This is a genomic window from Olsenella sp. SW781 (assembly GCF_012027725.1).
Taxonomy (GTDB): Bacteria; Actinomycetota; Coriobacteriia; order Coriobacteriales; family Atopobiaceae; genus Thermophilibacter.
This window is the reverse complement of sequence record NZ_SJOU01000002.1, coordinates 138,569-153,274: the sequence shown is the minus strand read 5'-3', so window position 1 is coordinate 153,274 and position 14,706 is coordinate 138,569. Positions and strand designations below refer to the sequence as shown.

General features: G+C 68.1%; 11 protein-coding genes and 1 tRNA gene. 5 read left to right on the top strand and 7 right to left on the bottom strand.

Going from position 1 to position 14,706, the window contains the following annotated elements; translation table 11 throughout:
- Positions 1-218: 218 nt before the first annotated feature.
- The 5 genes from argS to E0L17_RS01815 form a co-directional block, all read right to left on the bottom strand.
- On the bottom strand, positions 219-2,063 hold the full coding sequence (argS, locus tag E0L17_RS01835) for an arginine--tRNA ligase (protein ID WP_167929582.1): 1,845 nt from the start codon (positions 2,061-2,063) through the stop codon (positions 219-221).
- Between the two features lie 398 nt (positions 2,064-2,461).
- Positions 2,462-3,949 (bottom strand): nicotinate phosphoribosyltransferase, encoded by a 1,488-nt coding sequence (locus E0L17_RS01830; protein WP_167929581.1) that lies wholly within the window; start codon positions 3,947-3,949, stop codon positions 2,462-2,464.
- A gap of 8 nt (positions 3,950-3,957) precedes the next feature.
- Positions 3,958-4,248 carry a hypothetical protein gene (locus tag E0L17_RS01825; RefSeq protein WP_167929580.1) on the bottom strand — a complete coding sequence of 97 codons (291 nt, stop codon included), beginning with the start codon at positions 4,246-4,248 and terminating at the stop codon, positions 3,958-3,960.
- A gap of 38 nt (positions 4,249-4,286) precedes the next feature.
- Positions 4,287-5,273, bottom strand: coding sequence for a radical SAM protein (locus tag E0L17_RS01820; protein WP_353652929.1), 987 nt, complete (start codon positions 5,271-5,273; stop codon positions 4,287-4,289).
- Between the two features lies 1 nt (position 5,274).
- On the bottom strand, positions 5,275-6,444 hold the full coding sequence (locus E0L17_RS01815; RefSeq protein WP_206108961.1) for a glycosyltransferase family 4 protein: 1,170 nt from the start codon (positions 6,442-6,444) through the stop codon (positions 5,275-5,277).
- Between the two features lie 498 nt (positions 6,445-6,942).
- On the opposite strand from E0L17_RS01815, the gene E0L17_RS01810 reads away from it, so the two are divergent.
- Positions 6,943-7,018: transfer RNA gene (locus E0L17_RS01810), tRNA-Ala, on the top strand.
- 149 nt (positions 7,019-7,167) lie between these two features.
- Here the strand turns inward: E0L17_RS01810 and E0L17_RS01805 are convergent.
- Positions 7,168-8,001: an ABC transporter ATP-binding protein gene (locus tag E0L17_RS01805; RefSeq protein ID WP_167929577.1), complete on the bottom strand. Its 834-nt coding sequence runs from the start codon at positions 7,999-8,001 to the stop codon at positions 7,168-7,170.
- A 120-nt stretch (positions 8,002-8,121) separates the two neighbouring features.
- On the opposite strand from E0L17_RS01805, the gene ilvA reads away from it, so the two are divergent.
- Positions 8,122-9,342: a threonine ammonia-lyase gene (ilvA, locus tag E0L17_RS01800; RefSeq protein ID WP_167929576.1), complete on the top strand. Its 1,221-nt coding sequence runs from the start codon at positions 8,122-8,124 to the stop codon at positions 9,340-9,342.
- A gap of 74 nt (positions 9,343-9,416) precedes the next feature.
- Here ilvA and E0L17_RS01795 read toward each other — a convergent pair whose 3' ends face one another.
- Positions 9,417-10,121 carry a transposase gene (locus E0L17_RS01795; RefSeq protein ID WP_353652928.1) on the bottom strand — a complete coding sequence of 235 codons (705 nt, stop codon included), beginning with the start codon at positions 10,119-10,121 and terminating at the stop codon, positions 9,417-9,419.
- A gap of 465 nt (positions 10,122-10,586) precedes the next feature.
- Between E0L17_RS01795 and ilvD the strand changes: the two genes are divergently transcribed.
- From ilvD to ilvN, 3 genes are read left to right on the top strand one after another with little or no spacing between them, the layout of a single operon-like run.
- Positions 10,587-12,251, top strand: a complete 1,665-nt coding sequence (ilvD, locus tag E0L17_RS01790; protein ID WP_167929575.1) for a dihydroxy-acid dehydratase — start codon at positions 10,587-10,589, stop codon at positions 12,249-12,251.
- Positions 12,248-14,128, top strand: a complete 1,881-nt coding sequence (ilvB, locus tag E0L17_RS01785; RefSeq protein ID WP_167929574.1) for a biosynthetic-type acetolactate synthase large subunit — start codon at positions 12,248-12,250, stop codon at positions 14,126-14,128. The genes ilvD and ilvB overlap by 4 nt, the downstream gene beginning before the upstream one ends.
- Positions 14,128-14,607: an acetolactate synthase small subunit gene (gene ilvN / locus E0L17_RS01780; protein ID WP_075280381.1), complete on the top strand. Its 480-nt coding sequence runs from the start codon at positions 14,128-14,130 to the stop codon at positions 14,605-14,607. The genes ilvB and ilvN overlap by 1 nt, the downstream gene beginning before the upstream one ends.
- Positions 14,608-14,706 lie beyond the last annotated feature (99 nt).

Sequence of the window (14,706 nt, the reverse complement as noted above, 5' to 3'; positions counted from 1 at the left end):
TAGCACGAAGGACTTCCTGCAAAGCAGCTGAGAAAAACTGCTTCCTTGATAGGAGGCAGTATACATAATTTTGAGAGCATTAACCATTGTTAATGCTCTCAAGCAATAAAAATCCTAGATAACAATTCGATTATTCGCAATCCTTACACAAATGGGACGGGCCCCGGCGCCGCTGTGACGCCGGGGCCCGGGGCACGAGGCCTAAGGCGAGCGAGGCCCTACATGCTCTGCGGGGCGTTGACGCCGACGAGCGTCAGGACGAGCGCGAGGACGCGGCGCGTGGCGTCGCACGCGGCGAGGCGCGCGTGCGAGAGCTCCTCGTCCATCGGCCTCCCCTTGCCCGGGAGCACCTGGCAGGCGGCGTAGAACGAGTGGAACTCGCCGGCGAGCTCCTCGGCGTAGTGCGTGAGGCGGAACGGCGCGCGGTCGCGCGCGCAGCTCTCGACGAGGCTCGGAAGCTCGCCTATCTTGCGCGCAAGGGCGGCCTCGGAGGCGTCCGAGAGAAGGCCCAGGTCGTAGGACTCCCCCACCGCGCGGCGCGCGACCTCGTCCATCCCGAGCTCGGCCGCCTCCTCGACGGAGACGCCCGCGCCGCGGCGCAGGATCGAGCAGATGCGCGCATGGGCGTACTGCACGTAGTAGACCGGGTTGGTGTTGTCCTGGCGCTTCACGCGCTCGATGTCGAAGTCGATCATCTGGTTGGACGACTTGGAGATGAGCGTGTAGCGCGTGGCATCGGCCCCCACCTCGGCGAGAAGCTCGTCGAAGGTGACCATCGTGCCCTTGCGCTTGGACATGCGCACGGGGCTGCCGTCGCGCAGCAGGTTCACGAGCTGGCCCAGGAGCACCTCGAACTGCGTGGGATAGCCGAGCGCCTCGCAGGCGGACTGCACGCGCTGGATGTAGCCGTGGTGGTCGGCTCCCCAGATGTCGATCACGTGGTCGACGCGCTGGAACTTGTTCCAGTGATAGGCCACGTCGGAGGCGAAGTAGGTGTACTCGCCGTTGGTCTTGATGAGCACGCGGTCCTTGTCGTCGCCGAAGGTCGTGGAGCGGAACCACAGGGCGCCCGCCTCGTCGCGGTAGAGGTGGCCCATCTCGTCCAGCGCGGCCAGCGCGCGGTCGACGGCCGAGGTGCCGTCCTCGCCCTTCACGTAGAGGCTGCGCTCGGAGAACCAGACGTCGAAGTCGCAGCGCGCCTCGTGGCAGGTGCCGCGGATGGAGTCGAGCATCCAGAGGTAGGCGCGCTCGCGGAACTCCGCCATGCGCTCGCCCTCCGAGGTCGCGAGCCACCTGTCGCCGTCCTCGGTCACAAAGCGCGCGGCGATGTCGACGATGTAGTCGCCGCCGTAGGCGTTGCCGCCCAGGGCCTCGTTGAAGGCGTCGGTGAGCGGGTGGGTCTCGGGGTGCTCGTCGCCCTCGTCGGCCACGAAGGCCTCGCGATCTGCCAGAAGGACCTCGCGGGCGCCGTCGAGGGAGACGCCGCGCTCCCCCATCACGGAGAGCAGCTGCTGGTAGCGCATCGAGATGGAGTGCCCGAAGACGTCCATCTGCGAGCCGTGGTCGTTGACGTAGTACTCGCGCTCCACGTCGTAGCCCACGTGCTCCAGCACGCGGCAGAGCGAGTCGCCGATGGCGACCCAGCGGCCGTGGCCGATGTGGAGCGGGCCCACGGGGTTCGCGGAGACGAACTCCACCTGGACCTTGGTCCCCGCCCCCATGCTGGAGCGCGCGTAGTCGGCGCCCTGCTCGCGCACGGTGCGGAACACCTCGTTTGCCGAGGCGGTGGCGAGGTAGAAGTTGATGAAGCCGGGGCCGGCGACCTCCACGCGGTCGACGGAGGGATCCTCGGGAAGGTGGGAGACGATGGCGTCCGCGATCTGGCGCGGCGCGCGGCGGGCGAGCTTGGCGGAGCGCATGGCCACCGTCGAGCTCCAGTCGCCGTTTGAGGGGTCGGCCGGCCGCTCGAAGCCAAGGTCGCCGACCTCGAACTCAGGCAGGTCGCCGGCCTCCTGCGCGGCGGCGATGGCGGCTCGTACGAGCTCCTCGATCTTCTCGGGCATGGATTCTCCTCTTGCTTGCATCGTGGCCGCGGTCGCCGAAGGCGGCGTCGGGGCGGCAACTCGGTTGCGCGGGTAACTGTGTGATTGTAGCAAAGCGCCCGCCCACGCGGGCCGGATGGACGCCCGGCACGCGCACCCCGTGGGAGCTTCCATCATTTATTACATGGAAAAGAAGGGGGCAACGGGGCTCGATGACCCGATTTTGGACGCCGGAGCCCCGTTGCCCCCTTCTTTTCCATGTAATAAATATTTGAATCTTGAGGAGACGGCGAGAAGGACGGTCGACGGGAGGAGATGGGGAGAAGGGCGCTGGGCGAGAAGGACGGCACGGCACGGGAAGGCCCCGACGCTCGCGCGGAGACGTCGGGGCCACGTCCTTCTCGGTTCTTCTCGTCTGCCTACGCCGTGGGGCGCCCGGACTCCGCGCGCTCCTCGAGGGCGAGACGGCTGCGCAGGTCGGCGAGGCCGAGCTCCAGGCCCACGGGATAGGTCTGCGGGTTGAGGAAGCGGGCGACCGCCGGGTCGAGCCGCATGAGGGCCTCGCGGCAGCGCTCGCGCGCGACCTCGATGCCCTCGGGCTCGCCGACGCGCCTGCCGTGCTCGACGAGCTTGACGAGCAGCTCCTCGGGCTCGCCCGAGAGGCGGTGCGTCAGGTACGGGTCGAGGACGTCGACCATCTCGCGCGGCGTCCCCTCACGCGCCACGTCGTCGACGACGAGCATGTCGGCCGTGGGACGGCCGGCCTGGTCGTAGTAGCGCAGGACGTGCTGGACGCCCGGGACGGTGCGCTTGTAGGACTGCTCGGAGAGCTTGATCACGGGCGTCCACGGCTCGCCCTTCTGGCGGCGGACGGCGGAGAGCTTGTAGACGCCTCCGAGCGAGGGCTGCGGGTCGCACGTGGCGAGCTTGGTCCCCACGCCGAAGGAGTCGATCGGGGCGCCCTGGGCGAAGAGCGACTGGATGGTGTACTCGTCGAGGTCGTTGGAGACCGAGATCTTGACGTAGTGCAGGCCGGCCTCGTCGAAGGCGGCGCGAGCCTCCTTGGAGAGGCGCGCGAGGTCTCCGGAGTCCAGACGCACCGCGGAGAGCCGCTCGCCGGCCGCCTCCATCTCCTTGGCAACGGTGATGGCGTTCCTGATGCCCTGGTGCACGTCATAGGTGTCGAGCAGGAGCACGCAGTTCTTGGGGCTCGACTTGGCGAAGGCGCGGAAGGCCTCGAGCTCGCTCGGGAACGCCATGACCCAGGAGTGGGCGTGCGTGCCGAAGACGGGGATGCCGTAGATCTTGCCCGCAAGGACGTTCGAAGTTGACGAGGCGCCGGCGATGTAGGACGCGCGCGCCACGGCGAGGCCGCCGTCAGGGCCCTGGGCGCGGCGCAGGCCGAAGTCGGAGACGGGGTGGCCCTCCGCCGCGCGCACCACGCGGGCGGTCTTGGTGGCCACGAGCGTCTGGAAGTTCACGAGGTTGAGCAGCGCCGTCTCGATGAGCTGGCAGTCGATGACCGGGCCCTCCACCCGCACCATGGGCTCGCGCCCAAAGGCGACCTGCCCCTCGGGGACGGCGTGGATCGTGAGGTCGAGGCGATGGTCGCGCAGGTACTCGAGAAACGCGGGCTTGAACATGGGGCCGCCGCCGGGCGCCTGGATGCCGGCGAGGTAGGCGATGTCGTCGTCCTCGAAGACGAAGTTCTCCACGAGGTCGGCGATCTGGCCGGTGCCGCAGCACACGGCGTAGCCGCCGTCGAAGGGGCAGTCGCGGAAGAAGGCGTTGAAGCAGGCCTCCCCGTCGGCGAGCCCCGCCTCCCAGAAGCCCTGGGCCATCGTGAGCTCGTAGAGGTCCGTGTTGAGGCAGACGTCGGTGGGCTTGGTGCGGTCGGTGAGAGACATGGCTCCTCCTATCCGAGGACCGTGGCGGCGAGCCAGACGATGGCGACGCCCACCACGGCGAGAATGACGACCTTCTGGCCGAGCGGCATCCTGAGGTCATCGTCGTCGGGCTCCATGAGGGCGCGGCCGCGCTCCACGGAGGCCCTCATGGCCTCGTCCTCGGCCTTCTGCCTGCGCAGGCGCTCGAGCTCGGCGCGCTCGGCGGCCGCGCGCTCGGCCTGCTCGCGCGCGGCCTTCTCGGCCCTGAGCTCCTCGAGCTCCGCGCGCTCCTCGTCGGTGAGACCGGTCCTGTCCGCCATGCGACCTCCGTCAGTCGTGCCCCTGCAGTGACAACAGTTTATACCCCAGGAGCTCCGCCCGCCGCGCCGAGCTCGGGACCCTCCACGCCCGTGGCGTCGAAGGCGGGCACGAAGCTCTCCGAGACCGTCCCGCCCTCCTGCCACCAGATCCTCTCGAAGCCCAGGTCGTCGGCATGGCAGAGCACGAGCTCGTACTCCTCGTCGGTGACGCCGCGCGCCAGCGCGCCGCCCGCGCGGCGGCACGCCTCGTTGGGCGTGTACTGGTTCATCACGGAGAGGTCCACGTCGTTGCCCGCGATGTCCCAGACGCGGTCGAGCACGGCGCAGGAGTCGTCGACGTGCTCCGGGAGCACGAGGTGGCGGACGATCACGCCGCGCCGCATGGCGCCGTCGGGCGCGCAGGAGCGGCCGCCCGCCGCGCGCACGGCGTCGACCATGACGGCGAGCGAGGCCGCGGCGAGCTCGGGATAGTCCCGGGCGCGGGAGAGCTCGGCCGCAAGCGCGGGGCTCGCGTACTTGAAGTCGGTGAGCCAGACGTCGACGACGTCCGCGAGGGCGCGGACTACCTCCGGCAGCTCGTAGCCGGACGTGTTGCAGACCACCGGCACCTCGAGCCCGGCGCCCCGCGCGAGAAGGACCGCCTCGCGGACGTGCGGGGCAAAGTGAAGCGGGGTCACGAGGTTGACGTTGAGCGCGCCCTGCGCCTGGAGCTCGAGCATCATCTCCGCGAGGCGCGACGCCGTCACGGGCAGGCCAAAGCCGCCGCTCGAGATCTCGTGGTTCTGGCAGAAGACGCAGCGGAGCGGGCAGCCCGAGAAGAAGATGGCGCCGGAGCCCGCCTCGCCGGAGATGGGCGGCTCCTCCCAGAAGTGCAGGGCGCTTCTCGCCACCGTCAGGGTCGAGGTCATGCCGCACATCCCGGGACGGCCCTCCGAGCGCGCGGCGCCGCAGCGCCTCGGGCAGAGCTCGCAGCGGTCATAGGCCGCGGCGTCGAGCTCCGGGGCGACGTCCTTCTCGCCCGCCACGCTAGTCGTCCCCCCTGCGCCGGCGGAGGTTCCTCTTCTCCTCCTCGAAGGCGGCATCCCCCGGCGCGACGAGCTCGTCCGCCCCGGTCTTGGGGTTGTAGTGATGCAGCAGGACCGGCTCGAAGAGGTGGAGGTGGCGGGCGAAGGCCATCGAGACCACCAGCAGCACGCAGAAGATGGCGATGCGCGGCACGGTCTCGACCTGCGTCATCACGAGTGACCCCACGCACATGAGCCCCGTCCACCCGTACATGAGCAGCACGGCCTGGCGCTGGTCGAAGCCCTCGTCGATGAGGCGGTGGTGGATGTGCCCGCGGTCCGCGTGGCCGATGCCCGTGTGCCCGCGTAGGCGCCGCACGATGGCGGAGAACGTGTCGATGATGGGCACGGCCGCGATCACGAGCGGCACGATGATGGTGGTGAGGCCCGCGAAGCGCGTGACGGAGAGCAGGGACACCGTCCCGAGGGCGAAGCCGAGCGTGAGGGCGCCCGAGTCGCCCATGAAGATGGACGCCGGGTGGAAGTTGAAGCGGAGGAAGCCGAGCGACGAGCCCGCCACGGCAACGGAGAGCGCGGCGGCGTCGAGCCGTCCCGCCCAGACGGAGAGCACGAACATGGTGAAGCTCGCGATGGCCGAGATGCCGGCGGCGAGGCCGTCGAGGCCGTCGATGAGGTTGATGATGTTGGTGTAGGCCACGAGGTAGACCACGGTCACCGGGTAGGCGAGCCACCCCAGGTGGACGAACCCGCCGGGAACGAAGGGGTTGGAGATGTCCCCGATGACGAGGCCGCCCGCCACGGCGATGACGGCGGCGAGCGCCTGGCCGAAGAGCTTCTGGCGCGGCGAGAGCGAGAAGCGGTCGTCGAGCAGGCCGGTGAAGAAGATGACGAGAAACGCGAGGACGAGCAGCCAGTAGTTGACCTCGAGGCGCGGAGACGGCACGAGCACCACGGGCCATCCCCAGAAGGTGGTCCCCAGGTACTGGACGACGAAGGCGGCGACGATGCCGAGGAAGATGGCGACGCCCCCCATGCGCGGGATGGGCTTCTTGTTGATCCTGCGGGCGTTGGGGTAGTCAACGGCGCCGCACCACACGGCGATTCGGCGCGCGAGCGGCGTCGATGCGAGCGAGACGAGGAAGGATGCCGCGAGTAGGCACAGATATGGCATCAGGTCTGAATCCACCTCGTCCCCTCCCCGGCACGCGGTCCCAGCAGCTGCCCTGCCATGATAGCGGAAACGGGTCGCATATGAGCTGAAGGGGAGCTTGAGCTGCGGCATAACCGCGCGACGCACACGTTCTCCCTAACTGTTGCCGAGAAGAAGCCCCATGTCAAGACTGGTATCCCCCGCAAGAACCCCTATAGTAGGTGGTGTCGTCCCCCTGCGGTCAAACTGGGTGAACCGACAAGCGTTACGAGGGAGTCCGATATCTCGTGTTCAGTACGGGTATTCCCCGTTGATGGGAAAGCCGGAACGCGCGATGGGGACACCCACCTTCTGAGAGGTGGGTTCATTATTCGCCGCAGGGGGCGTCTTTGTGCCGAGGCGACGTCCTTCTCGCCCGGCGGCGGCGCGGCAAGGCAGGAGCCCCCTGAGGGGCAATTCCCGATTGGCGCTTGACATCGTCGGTGCGCCCTGCCACAATAGCCAACGCGCAATGCGCCTGGGGACGTAGCTCAGCTGGGAGAGCGCTGCCTTCGCAAGGCAGAGGCCGGGGGTTCGAATCCCCTCGTCTCCACCAGGAAACGTCAGGCGGGTGCCCGGTACGGGTGCCCGCCTTTTTTGTGCGACGTCACGAGCGAGCATGCCCCGGCGCACGAACCGGACCCTCTGGCGAGAAGAACCGTGCGCCCGGGCATGCTCGAGCGCAGGGCGATCGAGAAGGGCGCGCTACTCCCCGTACTCGCCGCGCAGCGAGTACCAGCCGCACGACTCCCCCACCATGAGGGGCACGTCGAAGAGCTCGCTCATGACTCCGCTCGTGAGAAGCTCGGCCTTGGGGCCGTCCGCGAAGACCTCGGCGTCCTTGATGAGAAGCACGCGCCCGATCGCGGGGATGATGTCCTCGGGGTAGTGCGTCACGAGCACCACCGAGCGCCCCTCCGCCGCGAGCGTCCCCATGGTCTTGCGCACGTGGTACATGCCCTCGGGGTCGAGGCCCGTGCACGGCTCGTCGAAGATGAGGACCTGGGGGTCGCGCACGAGCTCGCGCGCCACGAGCACGCGACGCACCTGCCCGGTGGAGAGCGTCATCACGTCGCGCTGCGCGAGCTCGGCGATGCCGAGCCGCTCGAGGGCGTCGGTGGCGAGCGCGCGGTCCTTCTCGCCCACCTCGCCGCGCAGCGGCACGCCGAGCGTGCCGAAGAGGCCGCCGGTGACGATGTCGATCACGGGAAGGTGCACGCGCACCTGGTCGTGCATCGTGGAGCTCACGATGCCCAGGGTGCGCTTGATGTCGGCAAGCTGCGGGCGCTCCTGTCCGCGAAAGCGCACGGGAGGCTCGTCTCGCCACAGGGGAAAGACCTCGCGCGTGAGTAGCTGTATGAAGGTCGACTTGCCGGCGCCGTTGGGGCCAAGAAGCGCCACGTGCTCGCCCTCCGCGAGGGAGAAGTCCCCCACGTGCAGGATGGTCTTTCCACCCCGTACCACGCTCGCGTCGTGAATCTGGAAGAGAGGCGCGGCGAGGTCCTTCTCGTCCGCGACGCCTGTCTCGTTGGTTTCCATTGTGTGCCCCCTTTCGGCGTGCCGGCCCAAGCTCGCACCGGCGAGGACTACTATAGGCAGACAAAAACGTCCCCGGCGCGCCAGACCGCGCGCCGTCACCAACTAGCAAAGGAGCCCGCCATGGCAGAGATGCTTACGCTGGAGGCATTTGAGGAGGCGTCCGAGAAGGTCCGCGAGGTCACGCTCGAGACCAAGCTCGTGGAGAGCCCGCACTTCTCCGCGAGCACGGGCAACCGCGTGTGGCTCAAGCCCGAGAACCTCCAGCGCACCGGCGCCTACAAGGTACGTGGCGCGTACTACAAGATCTCCACGCTCTCGCCCGAGGAGCTGGGTCGCGGAATCATCACGGCAAGCGCCGGCAACCACGCGCAGGGCGTGGCCTTTGCCGCCACGCGCGCCGGGGCCCGCTCCGTCGTGGTGATGCCCGAGACCACGCCGCTCATCAAGGTTGAGCGCACCAAGCACTACGGCGCCGAGGTGGTGCTGCACGGCGACGTCTACGACGAGGCGTGCGATCATGCCCTCGAGCTGGCGGAGCGCGAGGGCTACACCTTCATCCACCCGTTCAACGACCCGTGCGTCTCCACCGGCCAGGGAACCATTGCCATGGAGGTCGTGCAGGAGCTGCCGCTCGTTGACACGATCCTCGTGCCGGTGGGCGGGGGCGGCCTGGCATGCGGCGTGGCGACCTTCGCCAAGCTCTACAACCCCAAGATCCGCGTGATCGGCGTGGAGCCGGCCGGCGCGCCGTCGCTGACCGCCGCCCTGGAGGCCGGACATCCCGTGCGCCTGCCCTCCGCCAACACCATCGCCGACGGCACCGCGGTGCTCGAGGTGGGCGACAAGGTCTTCCCGTACCTTCGCGACAACCTCGACGACGTCATGACCGTACCGGACGACGAGCTCGTGGTGGCCTTCCTTGACATGGTCGAGAACCACAAGATGATCGTGGAGAACTCCGGCCTTCTCACCGTGGCGGCGCTCAAGCACCTGCCCGCAGAGAACAAGCGCGTGGTCTCCATCCTCTCCGGCGGTAACATGGACGTCATCACGATGAGCTCGGTGGTGCAGCACGGCCTCATCATGCGCGACCGCATCTTCACCGTGAGCGTGCTGCTGCCCGACCGCCCGGGCATGCTCGTGCGCGTGGCGCAGGTCATCGCCGAGCAGAACGGCAACGTCATCAAGCTCGAGCACAACCAGTTCGTCTCCACCAACCGTAACGCCGCCGTTGAGCTGCGCGTCACGATCGAGGCCTTCGGCACCGACCACAAGCACCAGATCGTGGGGGCCCTCGAGGCCGCCGGCCTCACCCCCGCCCTCGTCCAGACCTCGCTGTGAGACAAAGGGGACAGGTTATTCTGTCTCATTCGATGTTTTATTTCAAGCGGGCATGCGGGGCACGCCCCGTCCGCTCATGCCCGGGCGACGATGTTCCTCCCGACCCCCGTCAGGCGCTCCACCTGACGGACTGATAGCCCTGCCGCACGCAGGTCTCTCAGAAGCTGGTTGCGGCGCCCGACAGGCAGGGCCTTCACCTCGGCGAGGGCGGTGCCCCCGAGAACCTGCTCCGCTACGTCACGAGCCTCCGACTCGTCGAGACGCTTGCCCGAAGGCGGCCGATACGCCCGCGGGCCCCGCTCCGCGGCGAACTCGACGAAGTTCTTCTCGCCTCCCAGCATTTCGAGGACGACCGAGGTGTCTACGGTCAGCCCGCAGGCGGAGCCCGGCGTTGCATACGCGCGGTAGCTGCTCCAGGGATACTCTTCTGCCCTGCAGACGCCGGCCTTCTCGGGATTGTTGTGAACATAGCGAACCGCCTCGAGAAGGTAGGCGTCGCTCTCAATGGGCGAGCTCATGAAGCGCTCGCGAAAGAGGTGGCCCACGCGCCCCGACCGGTCGTTGTAGTGTCGAGCGTACGCGGTCTCCAGGCGGTGCATCGCAGCGCTGAGCCCGTCGGCATCGTCCCTCAGCACAAGATGCACGTAATTCTCCATGAGGCACCACGCTATGACGGAAATGCCGGCCTCGGCAAAACACCGTTCGGCAAGACGGAGAAATGTCCGCCTGTCGGCATCGTCCTCGAATATCGCCTGCCTACCGTCCCCCTTGACCACCACGTGATAGTAGCCCGAACAAGACACCCGCCTCGGTACCCGCACTGCGCCCCCCTCCCCCAAAGGTGGCATTCCTGATACCCCATACGGCAGGGCGATAGTCACGGGACAATGAGACAAATGAACCTGTCCCCTTTGTCTCACCGCTCGCGGGCGAAACATGACCGTCCACGGGCGATTACTCGTCGGAAACACGCGCCGCGTAGAGTGCACCCTACGAGTAAATGCGACGACAGGGCCAGTACGGGCCGCATCCGTCCCACAGCGAGCGGGCAGCGTGAGAACCCGCGCCGGACGGCCCCGAAGACTCCCTCGAGCAGCTCGCGAGAACCTCCGCGCGGACGCCGGGCCAACCCCGACGCCTCGCCGAGAAGTACCGCGCGCCGGCGGCCACCGTGACGGCTTCGAGGCCACGCCTCGCATTTCTCGCCAGACGCAAAGACGCGCGAGATGAAAGCGAGGAGGAACGTGGAACTGAGAAGCGACGCGATTAAGCGGGGCCTGGCGCGCGCACCGCACCGGAGCCTGCTTAAGGCCGACGGTCTCACCGACGAGGAGCTCGACCGGCCGCTCGTGGCCGTGGTCTCCGCCCAGAACGAGGTCATCCCGGGACATCTTCACCTCCAGCAGATCGCCGACGCCGTCAAGGCGGGCGTTCGCATGGCGGGCGGCACCCCGCTGCAGGTCAACACCATCGGCGTGTGCGACGGCATCGCCATGAACCACGAGGGCATGCACTACAGCCTCACCAGCCGCGAGGTCATCGCGGACAGCGTGGAGTGCGCGGTCCAGGGCCACCAGTTCGACGCGATGGTCCTCATCCCCAGCTGCGACAAGATCGTCCCCGGCATGCTCATCGCCGCGGCGCGCCTCGACATCCCGACGATGCTCGTCTCCGGCGGCCCCATGCTCGCCGGCCGCGGGCGCGACGGCAGCCAGACCGACCTCAACTCCCTCTTCGACGCCGTGGGCCAGGTCACCGCTGGCACCATGACCGAGGAGGAGTGCCACTGGCTCGAGGGCACGGCCTGCCCCACCTGCGGCAGCTGCTCCGGCATGTTCACCGCCAACTCCATCTGCTGCCTCGCCGAGGCCCTCGGCATCGCGCTTCCCGGCAACGGCACCGTGCCCGCCGTCTACTCGGAGCGCATCCGCCTCGCCAAGCAGGCCGGCATGAAGGTCATGGAGCTGGTCGAGAAGAACGTGACGGCCCGCCAGATCATCACCTCCGCCGCCATCCACAACGGCATGGTGCTCGACATGGCCTTCGGCGGCTCCACCAACACGATGCTCCACCTCACGGCCATCGCCCAGGCCGCCGGCTGCCCCGTCACGATGGACGACTGGGACCGCGCCAGCGCCGAGACGCCCAACATCGTGCGCATCGCGCCGGCAGGCCCGCTCCACATCCAGGACCTCAACGACGTGGGCGGCGTCTCCGCCATCATCGGCGAGCTCGGCCGCACGGGGCACCTCGCGATGGACGCCCTCACCTGCCACGGCACCATGGCCGAGTGGGTGGCGGCCTGCCCGCCCGTTGACGGCGAGGTCGTCCGCAGCGTGGACGACGCCTACTCCCCCGACGGCGGCCTCAAGGTCATGCGCGGCAACCTCGCCCCTGACTGCGGCGTCGTCAAGAAGAGCGCCGTGGACCCGGGCATGTGGCGGCACAGCGGCCCCGCGCGCGTCTTCGACTCCGAGGAGGAGGCCTGCAAGGCCATCTTCGGCGGGGCGATAAACCCGGGCGACGTGGTGGTCATCCGATACGAGGGCCCCTCGGGCGGCCCCGGCATGCGCGAGATGCTCACCCCCACCTCCGCCATCTGCGGCATGGGCCTCGCGAGCTCCGTGGCCCTCATCACCGACGGGCGCTTCTCCGGCGCCTCCAAGGGCCCGTGCATCGGCCACGTCTCCCCCGAGGCTGCCGCCGGCGGCCCGATCGCGCTCGTCGAGGAGGGCGACGTCATCGACATCGACATCCAGGCGGGCACGCTCGAGCTGCGCGTCCCCGAGGAGGTTCTCGCCGAGCGACGCGCCGCGTGGCAGCCGCCCGCGCCCAAGTACACCACGGGAGTCCTCTCCCGTTACGCAAAGCTGGTCACGAGCGCAGACAAGGGGGCCTACCTCTCATGATCACCACCGAGGAGAAGATCGCCCGGCGGCAGCGCGCCATCGAGGGGCGCCCGTTCGGGCCCGGAAGCAAGACGAAGCACGAGGGCAAGACCATGACCGGGGCGCAGGCCATCATCGCCAGCCTCGAGGCCGAGGGCGTGGACACCATCTTCGGCTACCCCGGCGGCCAGGCCATCAAGATCTACGACGCCCTCTACGACTCCAAGAAGATCCACCACGTGCTCGCCCGCCACGAGCAGGGCGCCACGCACATGGCGGACGGCTACGCCCGCGCCACGGGCAAGGTGGGCGTGGTGCTCGTCACCTCCGGCCCCGGCGCCACCAACACCGTCACGGGCATCGCCACCGCCTACATGGACTCCGTCCCGCTCGTCGTCATCACGGGCCAGGTCACGCGCGGCGTCATCGGCACGGACGCCTTCCAGGAGTCCGACATCGTGGGCATCACCATGCCCATCGTCAAGCACAGCTTCCTGCTGCAGTCCACCGACGAGCTCACCAAGACCTTCCGCGAGGCCTTCTACATCGCCTCGACCGGACGGCCGGGCCCCGTCCTCATTGACATCCCGAGCGACCTCTCCGGCTCCGAGATGGTCTTCCACTACCCGGACACCGTGAGCATCCCGAGCTACCGCCCCACCTACAAGGGCAACGCCAAGCAGGTCAAGCAGGCCGCCGAGCTCATCTGCGGCGCCAAGCGCCCCCTCATCATGGCCGGCGGCGGCATCGTGGCGTCGCATGCCTGCCCCGAGCTCGTCGAGCTCGCCGAGCGCATGCAGATCCCCGTGGTCACCACCCTCATGGGCAAGGCGGCCATCCCCTGCTCCAACCCGCTCAACCTCGGCCCCGTGGGCATGCACGGCTCCAAGTACGCCAACATGGCCGTCACCGAGTCCGACCTCATCATCGCCTGCGGCGCGCGCTTCTCGGACCGCGTGACCGGCAAGGTCTCCGAGTTCGCGCCGCACGCCAAGATCATCCACATCGACATCGACCCCGCCGAGATCGGCAAGATCATCAACCCCAACGTCCCCATCGTCGGCGACGTCAAGGTGGTCCTCGCCGCCGTGAACGAGCGCCTGGAGAAGATGGGCGCGCAGCCCGCGTGCGAGGCATGGCGCGACGAGGTCTTCAGCTGGCGCGAGCGCTGGCCGTTCTACACCCCGGACTTCGCCGACTACGAGGGCAAGATCGCGCCCGAGGTCCTTCTCGAGACGCTCTCCGACAAGCTCGACCCGCACGCCTCCATCGTGACCACGGAGGTGGGCCAGCACCAGATGTGGGCGCTTCAGAACATCCACCGCGAGCACGCGCGCACCTTCATCTCCTCCGGCGGCCTCGGCACGATGGGCTTTGGCTTCCCCGCCGCCATCGGCGCCAAGATCGGCTGCCCCGACGAGGAGGTCGTCTGCATCGCGGGCGACGGCTCCTTCCAGATGAACAGCCAGGAGATGGCCACGGCGAAGATCAACAACGTGCCGGTCAAGGTCCTCATCATCGACAACCGCGCGCTCGGCATGGTCCACCAGTGGCAGCACCTCTTCTACAACGACCGCTTCTCGTTCACCGAACTCGCCGACAACCCCGACTTCGTCAAGCTCGCCGACGCCTACGGCTGGCGCGCCCGCCGCATCGAGAAGCCCGAGGAGATCGACGCCGCCCTCGACGAGATGCTCGCCTCCGACGAGCCCTACCTGCTCGACGTGATGATCCCCGCCCAGCAGACCGTCTACCCGATGGTCGCGCCCGGCGCCCCGATCGACGACATCATCGGCGCCCTTGACGTCACGCTCGGCGGCGTGCGCGTCAGCGAGAAGGGCTTCGGCGAGGCGGGCCGCCCGCGCGTCAAGCCGTCCCACGAAGGAGTTGATGAGTGATGAACTACCTGCTTTCCGTTCTCGTTGAGAACAAGCCGGGCGTGCTCTCCCGCGTGACGGGCCTCATCAGCCGCCGCGGCTTCAACATCGAGTCGCTCACCGTGGCCCCCACCGAGGACGAGAGCCTCTCGCGCATGACCATCATCGTGGAGGCGGACGAGGTCGGCTTCGAGCAGATCACCAAGCAGCTGCACAAGCTCGTCTCGGTCTACAAGATCTCCGACCTCACCTACGAGGAGGCCGTCGAGCGCGAGCTCGTGCTCTTCAAGGTCCAGGCAGCTCCCGAGCGCCGTCACGAGGTCATCGAGATCGCCAACGTCTTCCGCGCCAAGGTGGTGGACGTGGGCAGGAACACGCTCACGATCGAGGCCACCGGCACCGCGAGCAAGCTCGACGCGATGGAGGACCTCTTCCGCAGCTACGGCATCAAGCAGCTCACGCGCACCGGCAAGATAGCGATGTCCCGCGGCGCGCAGTAGGCAAGGTGTCACATGAGACAATGGGGACAGGTTCATTTGTCTCATCTCACATAGGAACGTACCGTCACGAGAACGTGCGTGATGAGACAAATGAACCTG

What these genes read in the sequence shown, in the direction of transcription:
- argS (WP_167929582.1), bottom strand. Translation starts at nt 2,063, where the DNA reads ATGCCCGAGAAGATCGAGGAGCTCGTACGAGCCGCCATCGCCGCCGCG.
- E0L17_RS01830 (WP_167929581.1), bottom strand. Translation starts at nt 3,949, where the DNA reads ATGTCTCTCACCGACCGCACCAAGCCCACCGACGTCTGCCTCAACACG.
- E0L17_RS01825 (WP_167929580.1), bottom strand. Translation starts at nt 4,248, where the DNA reads ATGGCGGACAGGACCGGTCTCACCGACGAGGAGCGCGCGGAGCTCGAG.
- E0L17_RS01815 (WP_206108961.1), bottom strand. Translation starts at nt 6,444, where the DNA reads ATGCCATATCTGTGCCTACTCGCGGCATCCTTCCTCGTCTCGCTCGCA.
- E0L17_RS01805 (WP_167929577.1), bottom strand. Translation starts at nt 8,001, where the DNA reads ATGGAAACCAACGAGACAGGCGTCGCGGACGAGAAGGACCTCGCCGCG.
- ilvA (WP_167929576.1), top strand. Translation starts at nt 8,122, where the DNA reads ATGGCAGAGATGCTTACGCTGGAGGCATTTGAGGAGGCGTCCGAGAAG.
- ilvB (WP_167929574.1), top strand. Translation starts at nt 12,248, where the DNA reads ATGATCACCACCGAGGAGAAGATCGCCCGGCGGCAGCGCGCCATCGAG.
- ilvN (WP_075280381.1), top strand. Translation starts at nt 14,128, where the DNA reads ATGAACTACCTGCTTTCCGTTCTCGTTGAGAACAAGCCGGGCGTGCTC.